At 30.8% G+C, this 16,000-nt stretch carries 15 protein-coding genes and 2 pseudogenes; 5 read left to right on the top strand and 12 right to left on the bottom strand.

Annotation, left to right across the window (positions count from 1 at the left end; all coding sequences use genetic code 11):
- Window positions 1-12: 12 nt before the first annotated feature.
- From RT228_RS16365 to RT228_RS16345, 5 genes are all read right to left on the bottom strand, one after another.
- Entirely contained in the window at window positions 13-417 is a 405-nt protein-coding gene (locus tag RT228_RS16365; RefSeq protein ID WP_006258094.1) for a hypothetical protein, read from the bottom strand.
- The gene (locus RT228_RS16360; RefSeq protein ID WP_262491721.1) at window positions 414-1,124 is read right to left on the bottom strand and encodes an ISL3 family transposase; all 711 of its coding nucleotides are present in this window, start codon (window positions 1,122-1,124) and stop codon (window positions 414-416) included. The genes RT228_RS16365 and RT228_RS16360 overlap by 4 nt, the downstream gene beginning before the upstream one ends.
- Before the next feature lie 157 nt (window positions 1,125-1,281).
- Entirely contained in the window at window positions 1,282-1,968 is a 687-nt protein-coding gene (locus RT228_RS16355; protein WP_286420912.1) for a response regulator transcription factor, read from the bottom strand.
- Entirely contained in the window at window positions 1,931-2,716 is a 786-nt protein-coding gene (locus RT228_RS16350) for a sensor histidine kinase (RefSeq protein WP_006261437.1), read from the bottom strand. Before RT228_RS16350 ends, RT228_RS16355 begins: the two co-directional genes overlap by 38 nt.
- Before the next feature lie 630 nt (window positions 2,717-3,346).
- The gene (locus RT228_RS16345; protein ID WP_006258099.1) at window positions 3,347-3,658 is read right to left on the bottom strand and encodes a hypothetical protein; all 312 of its coding nucleotides are present in this window, start codon (window positions 3,656-3,658) and stop codon (window positions 3,347-3,349) included.
- A gap of 195 nt (window positions 3,659-3,853) precedes the next feature.
- On the opposite strand from RT228_RS16345, the gene RT228_RS16340 reads away from it, so the two are divergent.
- Together RT228_RS16340 and RT228_RS16335 are read left to right on the top strand one after the other, a co-directional pair.
- Window positions 3,854-4,705 carry an RteC domain-containing protein gene (locus tag RT228_RS16340; RefSeq protein WP_006258100.1) on the top strand — a complete coding sequence of 284 codons (852 nt, stop codon included), beginning with the start codon at window positions 3,854-3,856 and terminating at the stop codon, window positions 4,703-4,705.
- 1,075 nt (window positions 4,706-5,780) lie between these two features.
- Entirely contained in the window at window positions 5,781-6,662 is an 882-nt protein-coding gene (locus tag RT228_RS16335; RefSeq protein WP_006258102.1) for an AraC family transcriptional regulator, read from the top strand.
- A 661-nt stretch (window positions 6,663-7,323) separates the two neighbouring features.
- Here the strand turns inward: RT228_RS16335 and tnpA are convergent.
- Window positions 7,324-7,775: pseudogene (gene tnpA, locus RT228_RS16330) on the bottom strand (IS200/IS605 family transposase).
- Window positions 7,776-8,106: 331 nt separating this feature from the next.
- Window positions 8,107-9,069 carry an IS4 family transposase gene (locus RT228_RS16325; RefSeq protein WP_313138838.1) on the bottom strand — a complete coding sequence of 321 codons (963 nt, stop codon included), beginning with the start codon at window positions 9,067-9,069 and terminating at the stop codon, window positions 8,107-8,109.
- Between the two features lie 850 nt (window positions 9,070-9,919).
- Here RT228_RS16325 and RT228_RS16320 point away from each other — a divergent pair.
- Window positions 9,920-11,185, top strand: a complete 1,266-nt coding sequence (locus tag RT228_RS16320; RefSeq protein WP_036496846.1) for a site-specific integrase — start codon at window positions 9,920-9,922, stop codon at window positions 11,183-11,185.
- A gap of 95 nt (window positions 11,186-11,280) precedes the next feature.
- Window positions 11,281-12,294 (top strand): YhcG family protein, encoded by a 1,014-nt coding sequence (locus tag RT228_RS16315; RefSeq protein WP_036496715.1) that lies wholly within the window; start codon window positions 11,281-11,283, stop codon window positions 12,292-12,294.
- 64 nt (window positions 12,295-12,358) lie between these two features.
- Here RT228_RS16315 and RT228_RS16310 read toward each other — a convergent pair whose 3' ends face one another.
- On the bottom strand, window positions 12,359-12,706 hold the full coding sequence (locus RT228_RS16310; protein WP_286394525.1) for a transposase: 348 nt from the start codon (window positions 12,704-12,706) through the stop codon (window positions 12,359-12,361).
- Window positions 12,707-12,743: 37 nt separating this feature from the next.
- Between RT228_RS16310 and RT228_RS16305 the strand changes: the two genes are divergently transcribed.
- Window positions 12,744-13,493, top strand: coding sequence for a type II toxin-antitoxin system HipA family toxin (locus RT228_RS16305; protein ID WP_131540960.1), 750 nt, complete (start codon window positions 12,744-12,746; stop codon window positions 13,491-13,493).
- A 326-nt stretch (window positions 13,494-13,819) separates the two neighbouring features.
- Here RT228_RS16305 and RT228_RS16300 read toward each other — a convergent pair whose 3' ends face one another.
- The 4 genes and pseudogenes from RT228_RS16300 to RT228_RS16285 all read right to left on the bottom strand — a co-directional run.
- Complete coding sequence (locus RT228_RS16300; protein WP_286395667.1) at window positions 13,820-14,638, bottom strand: type II toxin-antitoxin system HipA family toxin; 819 nt, start codon at window positions 14,636-14,638, stop codon at window positions 13,820-13,822.
- Between the two features lie 13 nt (window positions 14,639-14,651).
- Window positions 14,652-15,065, bottom strand: a complete 414-nt coding sequence (locus RT228_RS16295) for a HipA N-terminal domain-containing protein (protein WP_006258109.1) — start codon at window positions 15,063-15,065, stop codon at window positions 14,652-14,654.
- Between the two features lie 21 nt (window positions 15,066-15,086).
- On the bottom strand, window positions 15,087-15,434 hold the full coding sequence (locus RT228_RS16290; RefSeq protein WP_006261442.1) for a helix-turn-helix transcriptional regulator: 348 nt from the start codon (window positions 15,432-15,434) through the stop codon (window positions 15,087-15,089).
- 206 nt (window positions 15,435-15,640) lie between these two features.
- Window positions 15,641-15,772: pseudogene (locus tag RT228_RS16285) on the bottom strand (transposase domain-containing protein); the annotation flags it as partial.
- Window positions 15,773-16,000 lie beyond the last annotated feature (228 nt).

Raw genomic sequence — 16,000 nt, 5'->3', positions numbered from 1 at the left:
ACGTGAAGGACGTCAAAACACTAAGTTTGATGGTAAAATCACCTTGTTTCTAGCAGCTTTTCCAATTGAAATTTGAAATCGTTTAAGTGAGTCTGATAATGTGTTATAAGCGCCTGTATATCCACGATTTTTCAATTCAAAATGTAAAGTTTTAAGTAGAATTGTTGGTTCTTGAATAATTCGTGATTCGATATATTCGAGATGTTTTTCTATACCTGTTGAGCTTTGACAATGTATCGTAGGTAACTCATCATACAGCTCATATTTTTTTACTGTAACACGACTCATATGAAGCAATTTACTTATTTCTCTATGACTCTTACTTTGAGCTAATAGCTCTTTGACTTGGGTAAAACGTTGTAATTGATGATTTGACGTTTTAGTCTTTTGCCTTTTATTTTCTGGTTGTATTGTCATAGTATTTTTTTTCTCATTTTTTGAATAACCGCATATTCTCTATCTAAAATCTTTCGAACAGTCTCTCCTAAGTTCTTTAGTAAATGCCAACGATCAGCAACTTGTAAAGCTTGGGGTGCTCCTTGTGTAGAAGCTCTTTGATAATTGATAAATCTGTCTCTTGAAATTAACTGTACTTGTTTGTTTTGAGTAAGCCAATGATAAAATGTGTTTTCTTCCCTATCTTTTAACAAACCAATTGGTTTATTGGTATTTAGATCTATAAGAATACTTCCATAGCGTTCTCTTTTTCGAATAGCCCAATCATCTACACCTAAATGTGTAACATTAGTAGTTGTTGGAAGCTCTTGTTTTGCTATAATTCGAAGTAAAGAAGTATCGCTAATAGTAACAGAAAATTCTGCGCATATTTTCTCAATAGGTCTACCTCCTGTTAGAATAACTAAATTCAATAACTTTTTAGTTAACCTATCACTTCTTCTTTGATAAGAAGAAAAGATCGATTTAAATCGCTCTGTAAAGATTTTCAAAGGACATTCTAATGTAGAACAATAGAATTTTCGAGCTTTCAATTTTATCAGTGTTTGTTTACCAAAAATAGGAAGATCGACTATTTTTCTAATGTAGTAACTATGTAATTTTGAAGATGGTAGTTTGGAGTACTTGGTATATGGAGTTGTAGGTTTTGTTTGTTTAGCGACACAAATTTCTATAACCCTTCTTTATTTTACAAAAGTCAAGACGACTTCAATTAGTAAGAATTAATCTTTTATTACCAACAGACTCAAGCTTGTTTTTTTTATTATAATGTGATTTAAAAGCAATCAATTACAGCTTTTTTACATAGACTAGTTAGTTTTTTTTTTATGATTTATTTTTTTTAGAGGTTTTATAACTGTTTATAAAATCCTGTTTTTTAATATAATGCATTGAAATTGCATATAAAACAACACCTGTAAAATTATAAGATCCTGTTTTTTCAAGTAAACTTTCTTTGTGTTTTTCAACTGTCCTACAACTAATATGTAAGATATCAGCTATTTCAGAGGAGCTAAGCTGTCTAGCGCTAAGAGTTATAATTTCTAATTCTCTTTGGGAGAAAACACATGTGGTGTTTTCTATATCAAAACTAAGTTTTATTAGAACCTTTCTAACCCTTTTACCAAAATACTCTAATGATTTGTTAACTGTTAAAATAGCTTTTTCAATATCCTTAGATTTGGCTTTTTTACTTAAGTATCCTGAGATATTAAACTTAAGCATTCTAGCGATACTATGATGATCATAAAAGCTAGAAAGTATAATTACCTTTAAAGAAGGATAAGTTTTATTTAACTCTGCCACTGTTTGATAACCATCCATTTTAGGCATCTGAATATCTAAAAACACAATATCAACCTCTATTGTCTTTAAGCCTTGTAATAATTTTAACCCATTAGAACTTTTTAAGACTACCTTTACAGAGCTAATCCTAGATATAATCAATTCAAAACCATCTCGAAAGACTGTATGATCATCCACTATTGCTACTTTTATTATTTTGCTCTGCATAATAAATACCTATTGCATTTGAATTCTCTTCTCTTATATGCCTAAAATCAGCATTAATTTGTTTTAATCTAGCATGTATATTACTAAGACCTATACCTTTTTGGGCGTTATCACTTTTTATATCAGAATCATAGCCTATTCCATTATCACTAATTAATAAGATAAGTTTACCCTTATCCCAAAGAAGTCTTAAACTTACCTTACTAGCCCCGCTGTGCTTTATGATGTTTTGTATCAGCTCTTGAACTACTCTATAAAAAGTTAGTTTTACATTTTGATCTAACTCAAAACTAACTGGCTCATAGTGATAACTAAACTCAATACTACTTGTCTTGTTAATTCGGTTTATATAATCAGATAAAATACACTCTAAAGGATTATCCTCAATATAAGGTGGAGATAAATGATAACTCAGCTCTTGAAGCTGCTTATAAGTGTTTAAAGTTATTTTCTTTATCTGTTTTAAGGCATCTTTTTTTGTCTTTTTATCTTGATAGAGTTTTATTATCTGTAGATAACTTAACACACATGCCAACTCGTTACACACCCCATCGTGAAGCTCTCTTGAGATGCGAGCTCTTTCCTTGTGCTCAGCTTCTAAAATAATACTAAGTCGGTTGTTTAAAAGTTTGATTTGATACTCCTTAAGATTTTTCTGATATAATATCACAATAGCTATAACCACACCACACAAAGCAGTGGCCGAGATTGTGGCCAGCCAAAAGATAAGCGTTATTTTATTTTCCATATTCCAATAGATATTACAATTCTAAGGGTTAAGCTCCCTAGAATATTAATTAACCAATAATCTAAAAAATATAATTTGTTATCCACTCTATAACTACACAACACAAACAAAGGTATAGTCACACTATAATAAACAAAAAGGCCTATTACCATATAAAAATCAGCCCTTTTAAAGAGTCTTAGACTTGTTTTTTGAATAAAATTCTGATTAATTACAATAAAACTAGAAACAATCACAAAAATCATCACAAAGACCTTATTTATAGTTTTTGATACCAGAAAATGATGGTTTGTTAAAAAGCGGAATGAAAACAGATAAACTATTACAAAAAGACCTAAAGACAGGTAAAAGTAAGCCTTTGGTTTTCTATTTAATAAGTTTATAAAAAGGTAAAACAGAGCTATAAACTCTAAAAGGGAATAAACTTGGAACCATGCAAGAACATTAATCTTTAAAATAAGACTTGCTATTGTCTCGTACAAAGAAGCAATAAAAAACAATAAAACAATTCCCAAATAAGCTTTATCACAATAAATACCCTTTTGCCTTTTATACAGGTAAAGACAAAAGGGTATAATTCCAAACAATAAAGTTAATACTATTACCTCCATTGATACATAAAGCTTGCTTTTATCCCAAAGTATTATCATACGAACAAGCAGGAGGACAAGTGATTAATTCCTCTAGGATAATTCCATCGCTAATATCCTGCCCTTTTTGATCTACTCCTACTAAAACCATATTGGTTAAAGCGGTTTGTTTATTGAGCCCTGGATAGATACGCATACCTATACAATTGGTTTGACTCAAAAGCGCTTGTAGTTTATCTATCCCTACATAATAGCTATTTATCGCATCTGGATACTGAGCTTTAAACTCAGTGATATACTCAATAGCTTTTTGTTTTGTAATCACTTGACCACTTTGATTTGAAATTTTCATAAAAATACTGATTTATAATTAATCCATAAAGTTTAATACTTTAAACTATAAAGTCAATACGTATTTTTACGTAATTATACGTATAAATACGTATTGATTAAGATTAATATTTTTACTTATTTAGCACAGTTATCCAAAAACCAACATTTATGATAAATCTAAAAACAAAACCAACCTTAATAAAAATTACAACTCATGAATCAAACAACAACAACAAAAAATGCCCTTAGTCAGATTATCAAAAAAGAAGCTGAACTAGGGGCATTAGAATCTGTTTCTATTTCAAGTACATTAGAAATGATCGAGTTTTTAAAAGCTGTTTTAAAACAAATCAAAAAACAAGTTCTTCTTTATGGTTTTACCAGTCAAGAGCAAGAAATTGATTTTTTTAAAAACATTAAACCTTTAATTCTTGGAAAGCTTATCTTCTACAATAAATTATACGGTTTTAAGTGCGAGTCTCCAAGTGATATAGTATCTGCTAAGATATACTTTCAAGAAAAACTAAAACAACTCCACAGTGAATATAAAAAATACCACCTATATAGTGATATCTATAAATATTATAAAACAAAGGCTTCACATAGAGATATAGAATACTTTACAACAGGGCACATAAATAAAACACATCTGGTAAATAGTTTTAGTTTTGAAATAAACCCTAAATTCTCAACCTTTTATGATTATAAAATAGCACGTATTATAACCTATGAACTTCTAAGTGCGTATTTAAACAATAAAACAACCTCTTACAATTCCCTTATAGGTACAGCCACCCAAAACGCTATAACCTGGTCTGAATCAAATAGCGCATTAATAGAACTAATATATGCCTTGTATGTGACAAAATCTGTAAATCATGGTAAGGTTAAAATAAAAAAACTATCAAAAGCTTTAGGGCAAGTTTTCCAAATTAATATCTCAGATAATATTCACCACACCTTTCACCGCATGAAAACAAGAAGTTATTCAAGGACTATGTTTCTAGATAAACTAAAACAGTCTCTTGAGGATTACATGGATCAAGATCAGCCATACAAAGGTTAAAAAAAGCAAAGTGGGGCTAGTCTTTATAAGATAGCCCCACTTTAAATTCTGTTAATATCTAATAAAATATTAGATGTTTTTATTGTAGCATACAATCATACCTAACTATAGGTAATATCTGCAAATACTGAGTTAGTGTTATAAACTTGTTTTAATCTTTGTTTCTCTTGCTCTATAGAGATTAATGACTCGCAACCGGTTTGTTCATAAACCAACTCTGAAGCTTTCCAAACCTTTTTTGTATATTTAAAGGTTCTTTGACTTATACTAACTTCTTGCTTATTTTTATGATCAATAAAGTAACTATTGTAAAGCATTACAAAGCAAGTGCATTAAAACAAGCAAAAAATGTAAAAATGTAGGAATTAAGTCAGCAACATTTAGTTATTGGGTAATTAAGTATAAAACAGAATCAACACAATCCTAATATAATAATTTTATAAGTCTAACAAAGAATCAGTTAACTAGCATTCAAGGATATGAAATGCTCTATCCTAGTGATTTAAGCTACAAGTATATACAGATAATCTAAGTGAAATCGATTTCTCAGTAAACCTTGTTTGATATTTAACCTTAGTAGTTTGCATCAATTTAATTTATCTTAATCACCCTGCGATATAGATAAAAGTTTTTATTCTCTATTTGGCATTATTTAAAACAAGCTTAATCAAACGTTAATGGGCGTGTACTTGTTTTTATCAACCAGAGTAATCAAATAAAGCTTTTACATTGAAAAAAAGGGATTTATGCTGTATTTATTACAAGCTATTATAATTTATATTTTTTGCAAACTGAAAAAAAACATTTCGGATCTACATACTTATAACTACAAAAAGTTAATCTCAAACACTGTACAATAATATTTAGATCTCACAAAAAACTCTTACTCAGGGGTAGATAGGTATATTTAAAGACTCTATCTCAAATTACTCTTTTATTTGTGGGGATATACATATTACTTTCGTTAAAATATAAGATTGTATAGCTAATTTTCTTTTCTTTTGTACAAAGAAAATAATGACTAATATTACTCATTATTGAGATTACTCTAAAACAAACACTACTGTTTTTACTTATGAATAAGTTACCTTTGGAACCTTTTCTTCACCGATTTAATAATAGATTATACATCAACTGCAAAGATGTTAATAAATTAGTACAAATTAGGGATCAACACTTGTTTTATCCTCATAAATTAACTTTTTTTTGTATTCATCTGTTTTTGGAAGGACAAGGAACATATTATTTAGATTCTGTTTCAATTGATGTCGCTCCTAAACGAGTTTTAATAGTCTCAAAGAATCAGGTAGAGCAATATTGTCAGCCTATAAATTATAAGTCTGAGATTTTGATGTTTACTGAAGAATTCTTTTGTATTGATGAGCTACATTTTCAGTTTTTCTATAATACAAAACTTTTTGATTTAACTGATCATTTACAGTCAATTGATATAAGTGGGCAGTATGAAGAATTAACTTTATTATTTACACTTATCAAAAAAGAGTTAAACAAAAGTTTTTACCCTAAACAGCAATATATTTTAAATAATTACCTTTTCAATACATTACTAATTTTAGAAAATGCTATTGATAAATCTACTACTCAACAGCTAAATATTTCACACGATAAGTTAATTGTATCTAATTTCAAACATTTAGTTAACAATAATATAGATAAAAGCATGACTGTAAAAATGTATGCCTCTGAATTAAAACTAAGTGTTCGATCAATTGAATATGCATTTAAAAAAACTGATAATATCACTCCTTATGCTTGGGTATCAGAAAGAATGATTATGGAAATTAAGAGATTGTTATTATATAAAGATTTACACATAAATGAAATATCATTTAAACTAAAATTTAAAGAAGCTAATCATTTGACAGTATTCTTCAAAAGAAAAACAGGTCTAACTCCTTTGCAATTCAGAAATAAATATAAAGAGAATGGTGATTAACGCAGTTTTTATTCGTTTTTATATAAGCTTGAATAAGAGTTCAAGAATTAGCTTTGCATTGTTGTTAAAGCAGTAAATGCAGGAAGCGATAAAGTTATTATTTTTAATTTACATGTTTTAATGAAGAGAATAAGTCATTATTAATTCTCAATTTAATCTTTGTTACTAGATTTAAAAAAGTAACAACAAAACTCACACTTTAATTAATCTTTGTTGCTAGATTTAAAAGAAGTATCAAAACTCACACTTTTTTCAAGTAGCTCAAAATGAGCTAGCAAACAACAATTCACTTTTGAGGCTCCTAATTAGGGGCCTCTTTCTTAAATCAAGTTTAGCTTAAGAGTTGTGGGGGGATCTATATTTCCAATAAATAAACCAAGGCTTTTACTAATATTACAAACAGATTTACTACTGGTAAAATTACATAGAGATAAGAAATAGATATCTGTAGCTATTAATCCTTTTGGTTTATAAGAAATAAGTCTATTAAACTGGGGCTTTATTATTAATATCAAACGGATATGTAGTTAAATCTAACCTTATATAGTTGCTCTGTGCTATCTGACTTTACTCTAACAAAAAGGTTTGTAAAATCATAATTACAAAAATACATTCTGACAATATTTAATTTTTTTTTAACAAACTACTTCAAGGTATCGCGTTACTTAAAAGATAATAGTAATTGATTTTGATTGAACGACTTATATACAGTATTTTCTTCTCCTTGATTTTGAATGTATTTCTTAATTACATCCTCATTACCATATTGATCAACTGTATTTACATAATATCCGCTTGTCCAAAAATCACCTCTACCATAGCTGTTTTTTTTACTTCTGGATGCAATCGAAAAATCTCTTTTGAGGTAATACTTTTCACTGTCCTACCAATAATCTTTACAGAAAGTTTTGGTACACTTTAAATCAGAAAATGTACATGATTTTCATCTGTTCCGATTTCAACAAAATGTATTTCATAACGCTCTGAAATCTTGCTACAAACTTCAACCAAACTAATTTCAACATCCTCTGATAAAACAGTTCTTCTATATTTTATTAGACAAACCAAATGATATAGTAGTAAGCTTTTATTAGGCCGTTTGAATATATATATTCACTAATCAAACAAATATACTAATCTTTAATCTTCTACCTCAAGGCAGAGCCTTGTGAAAATCTTTTGATTATACTAATAAGTAATAGTAAATAATACCCCATATCACTAAAAAGAATAAACCTACTAAAATATTATTCTTTTGTCCTTCAAAATCCCTTTTAACAAATAATATGTATAAAAGACAAATGATAAAAACAACTATTAAACCAACTGAAATAAAAGGATACAACATATTATCTACTATTTAATTAAATATATTTACAATATAGTATTTTTTTTCAAACAATAGTGTAATCTAAGCCTTTCATTTTAATGATAACTTCAATTTCTAAGTACACGACAAAAAACTAAAGCAATTGATATTTAAAGGGTTGTGTCCATTTTTAGAGAGTAATAATCTTGATAAGTAGTCAAGTCCAAGTTTAAATACACTAATCAGCCTATTGCCATGATTCTTGATTGTGATAGGTTTTATAGTGTCAATATAGTCCCCAATCTTATAGCACCATACAAAAGCAATCATCACTAACATGAGTAGTTTTTCAATTCTATCTATTTTTTTCAAGTGTGTATCTTCTATATTAAATCCGCTAGACTTGAAGGCTTTAAATAGTGTTTCTATCTGCCATCTTATTTTATAAGTATCTAAAGCTTTCTCTGGTTTATTAAAACCTATGATTATACAGAAGTCTATTTTACCATCTGTTATCACTTTAGTTCCAGAGATATAACATAGCTGATTATGAATTCTAACAATCTTGTGATACTGTCTTGTTTGACCAGGTTTTAAGTTATTAAATAGATGAGAAGCTGTTATTTCTTTCTGTTTGCTAGGCAGGTAAACTTTAAAGTTATTTCTAATACGAATGTAATATTTAATCTGTTTATCATTTAGATAGCTAATCCAATCTTCTCCAACAAATTCTCTATCAGCTAATACACAACGGGTACGATCTTTGCCAAACCAATCAATAAAAGTATTAATGAGTTCTTTTCGCTCATTTGTATTTGAGTTACCACGCTTATCTAACATTTTAAATAGTATTGGAAAACACATATTCTTATAACTAATACCTAGCATTAAGATGTTTATGTCTTGTTTGCCAAACTTCCAATTGGTGCGATCCATCACAAGAACATAAGATTCTTCATTAGGTATAAGTGCAAAAATAAGTCTTGAAACCCATTCCAATTTCAAATCAACTGAGGATATAAAACGTTGAATACGTCTATAGTTACTACTAGTTGTTGCACAATTGTCAAATCCAGTTGATACTTTAGAAAAATTCACAGACTTTACTTTGCATAGAGAGACGATAAACAAACAAATAAGTCGGATCCTAGCTAACCCTAATTTACCTTTAAAATTAGCTTTTATAGTTGTTAGAAGTTCTGTATTTTTGTACTCTAGGCTGTTGTTCGTTTTTAAAGGCATTACGTGAGAAATAATTATTTAATATACTGAATATCAGCCTTTTTTACAAATAATCCTTTCCTTTATTTCTCTTAAAATCAACTGTTTAATAATTTTGTCGTGTACTAAGCTTCAATTTAATTTTAAAAACCACCATTGGATACTCTTTTGGTGCAACAGGAAAACTTGAAGTAAAGCAAAACAATAGTAATATATTTTTACCCAATACAATCAAAGATAATATCACCGTTGCTTCATACAAACCTCATAGCTCTTTTAGATAGTCAGCAGGAAGTGCATTAACTTACAACTTAACAGATCAATTAGGACTAACATTATATGTTGATTATTCTAGTCCAAAACCAACAATAATCTATACTCCTGAAACCCCTCTATTAAATTTAAATTCTAATAAAGCAGATTTGCACTATATAGCATCAGGATTAAGACTTACAGCTTATTTCTAATAATGAAGTCATCTTAACTTTTTAGTTTTGTAAAACTTCTTCAATACTATGACAATAAAAGTCCAAATTTAAAGGCTTTACAATCGTTTTTTGATTTTTTGGTAATGAGGTAAAAAGCAGAAAAAAGCGAGGTTTGGCAAAAGTAAGGTTACTAAAACGTTACTGTTAAACATTGGAAACAATCGTTCTAAAAAACTATATTTCAGTGTTTTGCATAGGTTTTCATATTGTTTCGTGGCTCACATAGGTTTAACTTTATCATTAAGAATTGTGAGTATGGAAACGACAAAAAATCAACGTTTAAGGTTCTTTTCTACCTTAAAAAGAATGCCCCGAAGAAAAACGGAAAAGTTGTAATTATGTGCAGAGTTACCGTAAACGGTAAACAGTCTGCATTCAGCACAAAGTTGGATATTTCCGCAACTAATTGGGATTTGAAGTATGGCAGGGTTTTAGGCAAAAGCCGAGAAGCCCAAGAGGTAAACGGTAAACTTGATAAAATCCGTTTGGGTATCGAGGAATGTTATTCCAAAATCCTAAAGAACGAGGAAACGGTAAACAGCACTAAACTAAAAAATACCTTTCTCGGAATGGGAAGTGGAGAACTGACCTTTTTCAAATTCTACGAACAATTTATAGCAGACTTTGAAAAAAAGGTAAACAGCGGACTTCGGGTACAAGGCACAAACAGCAGGTACAAAACGCTTTTGAAGCACCTGCAGAATTTTGCCCTCGTCAAATACGGTTATACCGATATTACGTTTAACGACCTTACTTCCGAATTTGTACAGGATTTCGACTACTATCTGCGGAACGATTTAAGTATCGGGCATAATACGATTTGGGTGTATATGATTGGTTTTACTACCCTTTGCCGATTGGCAATGAGCAGAAAGCATCTTGCCTTTAATCCGTTCAGCGAGTACAAGAACACCAAAAAGGATAAGGACAGGGGTTATCTGTTGCGGAACGAGTTGGAACAGCTTGTAACGTTCAACTGCGAAAAAAAGAAAGACGAGTTGGTTAAAGACCTGTTTGTTTTCAGTTGCTTTACAGGACTTTCGTATTCGGATATAAAAGGACTTAAAAACAGTAATATACAAGAGTTCTTTGACGGCAATCAATGGATTATTGTACGTAGAAGAAAGACAGCCACATCGTCCAATGTAATGCTGTTGGATATTCCCAAAATAATTATAGAAAAATACGCAGGACTGTCAAAGGACGACAGGGTTTTCCCTGTTCCGTCCAACAGTTTCTGTAATGATAGACTAAAAGTAATTTCCCAACAAATTGACTGCCTTAAAGAAAAGAAAGTAACCTTTCATTTGGCACGCCATACGTTTGCTACCTTGTTTTTGAGTGAGGGTGTTCCTCTTGAAAGTTTGAGCAAAATGTTAGGACATAAGAACATTGCCACCACACAGATTTACGCCAAGATACTCAACGAGAAAGTCGGTAAGGATATGCAAAAGGTATCACATAAATTTAAAGGTTTGGAACGGTCTTTTGTTGCTCAACTTTGATAATAACGTCATTATTATACATTAAATTAGGTGTAATCAGAAGTAGCCGTATATTATAATTTGTACCTTTGTTAAATGTAGATGAATATTTAAGTATGCTTATAAACCAATCCATTATAACAGATATAAAAGCCATTATAGCCCAATCAAAAGATAAGGCTATACGTGCCGTTGACCATCAGCGAACGCTGATGTATTGGCATATTGGCAAACGTATCTTTGAAGAAGAACAAGAGGGAAAAGAACGTGCAGATTATGGAACGTTTCTTATCAAATATCTTTCAGAACAACTGCAACCCGAGTTCGGAAGTGGTTTTTCCACAAGACAAATCAACCTTTACCGTCAGTTTTACCGCACATTTGAGAATGTGCATACACTGTATGCACAATTGAGTTGGAGCCAATACAAGCTACTTTTAAGCGTTGACAGTCAGGATAAAAGAGAGTTTTATATTGCTGAAACAATAAAAAATAATTGGACGGTGCGGCAATTGGAACGGCAGATTTACAGCAGTTTGTACGAACGGCTTTTGTTGAGCAATGATAAAGAAAGTGTTTTAGCGGTTGCCAAAAATGAGAAACAGCCGTCTGATGCCAAAGAAATCATTAAAGACCCAATGTATTTGGAGTTTTTGGGCTTGAAAAGAGAAACATCTTATTATGAAAGAGATTTGGAAAGTGCCATTATTACACACTTACAGGAGTTCTTGTTGGAGTTAGGCAATGGATTTTCCTTTGTAGCAAGGCAGAAAAGAATACATATTGAGGGCGATGAGTTCTTTGTGGACTTGGTATTTTACAACCGCATTTTGCAATGTTTTGTAATTATTGAAATCAAAACCACTAAACTAACTCATCAGGATATTGGGCAGTTACAAATGTATGTGAACTATTATGACAGGATAGAAAAACTGCCATACGAGAACCCTACCATTGGGATTTTGCTTTGTGCTAATAAAAATGATGCAGTAGTAAAATTTACATTACCAGAAAATCAAAAACAGATTATTGCAAGCCAATACGAACTTTACTTACCAAGCGAACAGCAATTATTGGAAGAAGTAAATAAGGAATTGGAGAGTTTTGAAGAAAGGGAGGATAAAAAATAGATGCTCTTTTGATTGAATAATACCAAGAGAATTTTAAATTATTAAAAAAAGATATAAATAGATGCTAAGTACACGACAAAAAACTAAAGCAATTGATATTTAAAGGGTTGTGTCCATTTTTAGAGAGTAATAATCTTGATAAGTAGTCAAGTCCAAGTTTAAATACACTAATCAGCCTATTGCCATGATTCTTGATTGTGATAGGTTTTATAGTGTCAATATAGTCCCCAATCTTATAGCACCATACAAAAGCAATCATCACTAACATGAGTAGTTTTTCAATTCTATCTATTTTTTTCAAGTGTGTATCTTCTATATTAAATCCGCTAGACTTGAAGGCTTTAAATAGTGTTTCTATCTGCCATCTTATTTTATAAGTATCTAAAGCTTTCTCTGGTTTATTAAACCCAATGACAATACAATAATCTATCTATGGAAATGAATTACGGTTGACAAATGAAATTGAAAGTGGTCATTATATTTTAAAACCTATATCAGATTTACCAAAAAATAGAGAATTTGCACCTGCAAACGAACATTTAACGATGCAAATTGCGAAACAAATTTTTAAAATTAAGACAGCAGAAAATGTGTTAATCTTTTTTGAAGATGGAAGTCCAGGCTATCTTACAAAGCGTTTTGATTATGATGGAAATGGGAATAAATTAGCTATAGAAGATTTCGCTTCATTATTAGGAAAATCACCTGCAACAGATGGAGAGCAATACAAATATGAAGCAAATTATTTAGAGTTATTTGATGCATTGAAAAGATATGTACCCGCATGGAAAGTAGAAGCACCTAAGTTGTTTACTTTAATCGTTTTCAATTATCTATTTTCTAATGGAGAGGCTCATTTAAAGAATTTTTCATTGATAGAAACTCAACAAGGCGATTTTAAATTAAGTCCAGCTTATGATTTGCTAAATACTAAAATCCATATTCACAATGCTGACTTTGCATTAAAAGAAGCAATATTACCTAAATCAATCTCAAAAGGAAAAATCATCGATCAATTGATTGTATTGGGAGCTAAGGCAGGAATAACAGAAAAATTGATTGCTAAAGTTCTTCAAAATCTAACTTCGAAAGAAGAACAAGTGGTAGATTTAATCGAAAGATCATTCTTATCAGAGAAACTAAAACGTAATTATTTACAAGATTATCAACGTCGATTGAAGAAATTAAGAAATGATTAATTTCAAATACAAATTTACAACTTGAATCCCCGTATACTTTTAAGCTAATACATCTTGTGCAATAGAATAATAGTTAATCGAACCTTAAAAAGTCATTTTAAGCTTAAGATTCCCTAATATTAGGTTGGTTATTGTATAAAACGCTTCTGTAAAAAAGAGCCAAAAAGATGATTTACATTTGTTGATCCTGTTTTAAAGCGTGAATTCAACTTTAAAATCAGGTTCATTTATCGCCAATACTTCCTCTCTATATTCTTGCTTTGGATCAAAGAACAAAAATACAGGCGTGGTGATTTCTTAAAACTTATTACGTGTTTTATCTATAATCATTTCATTTCTTTTATTAATTCACGATCTATTTGATGTGCCAATGTTGTGTCAACTTGATACATCTGCGCATAATGATTCCAGTTTTTTACTAAATCAAGTGCTTGATCTATGATTTTATTAGGATTGCGAATAGAATTTTGTTCGGCGATGGTTACTAAATCTTTGCGTTCAAAATCTTTGCGTTTTCCGTTGATACTCAAGTTGTGTTGGCTCACCCACATACTATCTGGACGATAGGCAAAACAAATATCATAGGCAGGGGCTAATTTCCATTTTCCTTGAGCATCCATTAAGAATGCAAAATTCTTAGTGTGATCATCACAATTACGTGTTACTACATTAAACACCATACGTTTAAACATTTGTTCGGCCTCTGCATAAGTCAAGCGCAATAAACGCATGGTTTGAAATACTTGTTCGTAGCTATATGATGTGATATTTGCAAAATCGTAATGTTGCAAGGCACATAAGGTTTGTGTATGTACTTTTTGATTTCCACCCACACGGTCAAAACGTTTGGTCATAAAATGAACGCGTTTGTTTTCTTCAATCAAACGTGATTCTGTCATTTCAATCCCAAAATCTGTCGCCATTTTATAATAAGCCATTTCTACACGACCGTAACTTTTTGAAACACCAAATTGGACATCGCTGATTTCATCAAACTTGATTAACCAATGTTCGAAACCATCTTCGGCTAGTGTTTGCCCGGATTTTACTTTTCCCGTTTTCTTATTGTATGCTATAATTGCTTTAGGGCGAGCCCCTCCTGCAGAAGTTCCCATTTTAAGCACATCTAACATCACATCTTCCATATTGTGTTGAGTACTAATATGTAATTCTTCTTTTTTTTTCTAATAACGCTTTAGTGGTTTCTATTAAATCCGATAACTCTAAGTCGTAAGACGTAGATTCTTTTCCTATAACCGGCTCAAATTCTAAGGCGCCCATTCCTCTTTTTCCGATAAAACATAATAACTCTACCGGATTTAAACTGTTGTCTGGTCGACCTTGACGTGCTAACCAAGCATTGATTAATTCCTTACCGTAGCGATCGGGTAATGCATCGGCTAATAAACCTGGCATTCCTTTGAAAGTATCATTATCCCTAAATTCGGGAAAATTATAAATACGGTTTTTGTTGGGCATTTTAATGGGAGCAATGGGCAGCTCCTCCAACTTGAATTGAGGATCATACTCAAAGCTTGCCAACCCTCTGTTCGGATCCCAAACGTTTGCCATATATGTTAATAAATGCAGTTGTTACCATCCTAAATCTGAATTGTCTTGTTGTTGGTTAGGTGCTTTTGATGCTCTTTGTCGTTTTTGCTTTTCGCCTTTAGCTAATTCTATTGGGCTGAGTTCTTCTAGCACATCAAAACTATTTAAAACATACAAAGCATTTAAAATACGTAAGATTTTGATGAGATTAATCAACGAAATATTTTCACCACGCTCTAGCAAACTCAAGGTAGTACGACTAATAGCCGCTTGTTGGGCTAAGTCTTCTTGCGTCAGATTTTCTTTGATTCGCGTTTGCTGAATAAAAAATCCTAGTTTTTGTAAAATAGCTTTATCTGATAAAGCAGTAATGTCTATTATATCGTTCATAAAGTACAAATAATCCTATTAATGAATTATATTCTATACAATGAGAAATGTTACTTTCACTATATAGCTAATGTACAAAAAAAACGCATAAACCAAACAAAAATCAGTTTATGCGTTAAATATTGTGCAATAAATAGCGTCCTAAACGTTTAAAAAAGGCATAAAAAGGATCCACCTAAGCAAGTACACCTTGTGCAGTCTAAAAATCATTCTACTGAGTCTGTAATTAACTTCTTATAATTATGCGGATATAGGTCTGTAATATTCTTGTGGTTGATGGATTGAATATTTTCAAGAACATATTTAAGCCATTGATAAGGGTTAACATCATGCTTTTTACTTCAATGATATATACCAATTACAAAGATTGGCTAATAAATAGAGAGAGAATTATAATTTTAATCATCCTCATAAAGTATTAGGAAATAAATCTCCTAAAGAATATAATCGAGTAGGAGGCTGAAGAAATAATCTTCAGCCTCTTACTCGATTATTTACTTATCGCTTTTCAAGGCTCAATTAACTCCCGATGGCTCAGATTTACAATCCGTAACAACAAAAAAAGA

It is taken from the genome of Myroides sp. (assembly GCF_032073645.1).
Taxonomy (GTDB): domain Bacteria; phylum Bacteroidota; class Bacteroidia; order Flavobacteriales; family Flavobacteriaceae; genus Flavobacterium; species Flavobacterium odoratimimum.
The sequence above is the reverse complement of the archived record's forward strand: the minus strand, read 5'-3'. Positions and strand labels throughout refer to the sequence as shown.

Excerpts from the sequence above, each read along its gene's own strand:
- RT228_RS16365 (WP_006258094.1), bottom strand. The coding sequence starts at position 417 with ATGACAATACAACCAGAAAATAAAAGGCAAAAGACTAAAACGTCAAAT.
- RT228_RS16355 (WP_286420912.1), bottom strand. The coding sequence starts at position 1,968 with ATGCAGAGCAAAATAATAAAAGTAGCAATAGTGGATGATCATACAGTC.
- RT228_RS16345 (WP_006258099.1), bottom strand. The coding sequence starts at position 3,658 with ATGAAAATTTCAAATCAAAGTGGTCAAGTGATTACAAAACAAAAAGCT.
- RT228_RS16315 (WP_036496715.1), top strand. The coding sequence starts at position 11,281 with ATGCTTATAAACCAATCCATTATAACAGATATAAAAGCCATTATAGCC.
- RT228_RS16300 (WP_286395667.1), bottom strand. The coding sequence starts at position 14,638 with ATGGAAGATGTGATGTTAGATGTGCTTAAAATGGGAACTTCTGCAGGA.
- RT228_RS16340 (WP_006258100.1), top strand. The coding sequence starts at position 3,854 with ATGAATCAAACAACAACAACAAAAAATGCCCTTAGTCAGATTATCAAA.
- RT228_RS16335 (WP_006258102.1), top strand. The coding sequence starts at position 5,781 with ATGAATAAGTTACCTTTGGAACCTTTTCTTCACCGATTTAATAATAGA.
- RT228_RS16350 (WP_006261437.1), bottom strand. The coding sequence starts at position 2,716 with ATGGAAAATAAAATAACGCTTATCTTTTGGCTGGCCACAATCTCGGCC.
- RT228_RS16290 (WP_006261442.1), bottom strand. The coding sequence starts at position 15,434 with ATGAACGATATAATAGACATTACTGCTTTATCAGATAAAGCTATTTTA.
- RT228_RS16295 (WP_006258109.1), bottom strand. The coding sequence starts at position 15,065 with ATGGCAAACGTTTGGGATCCGAACAGAGGGTTGGCAAGCTTTGAGTAT.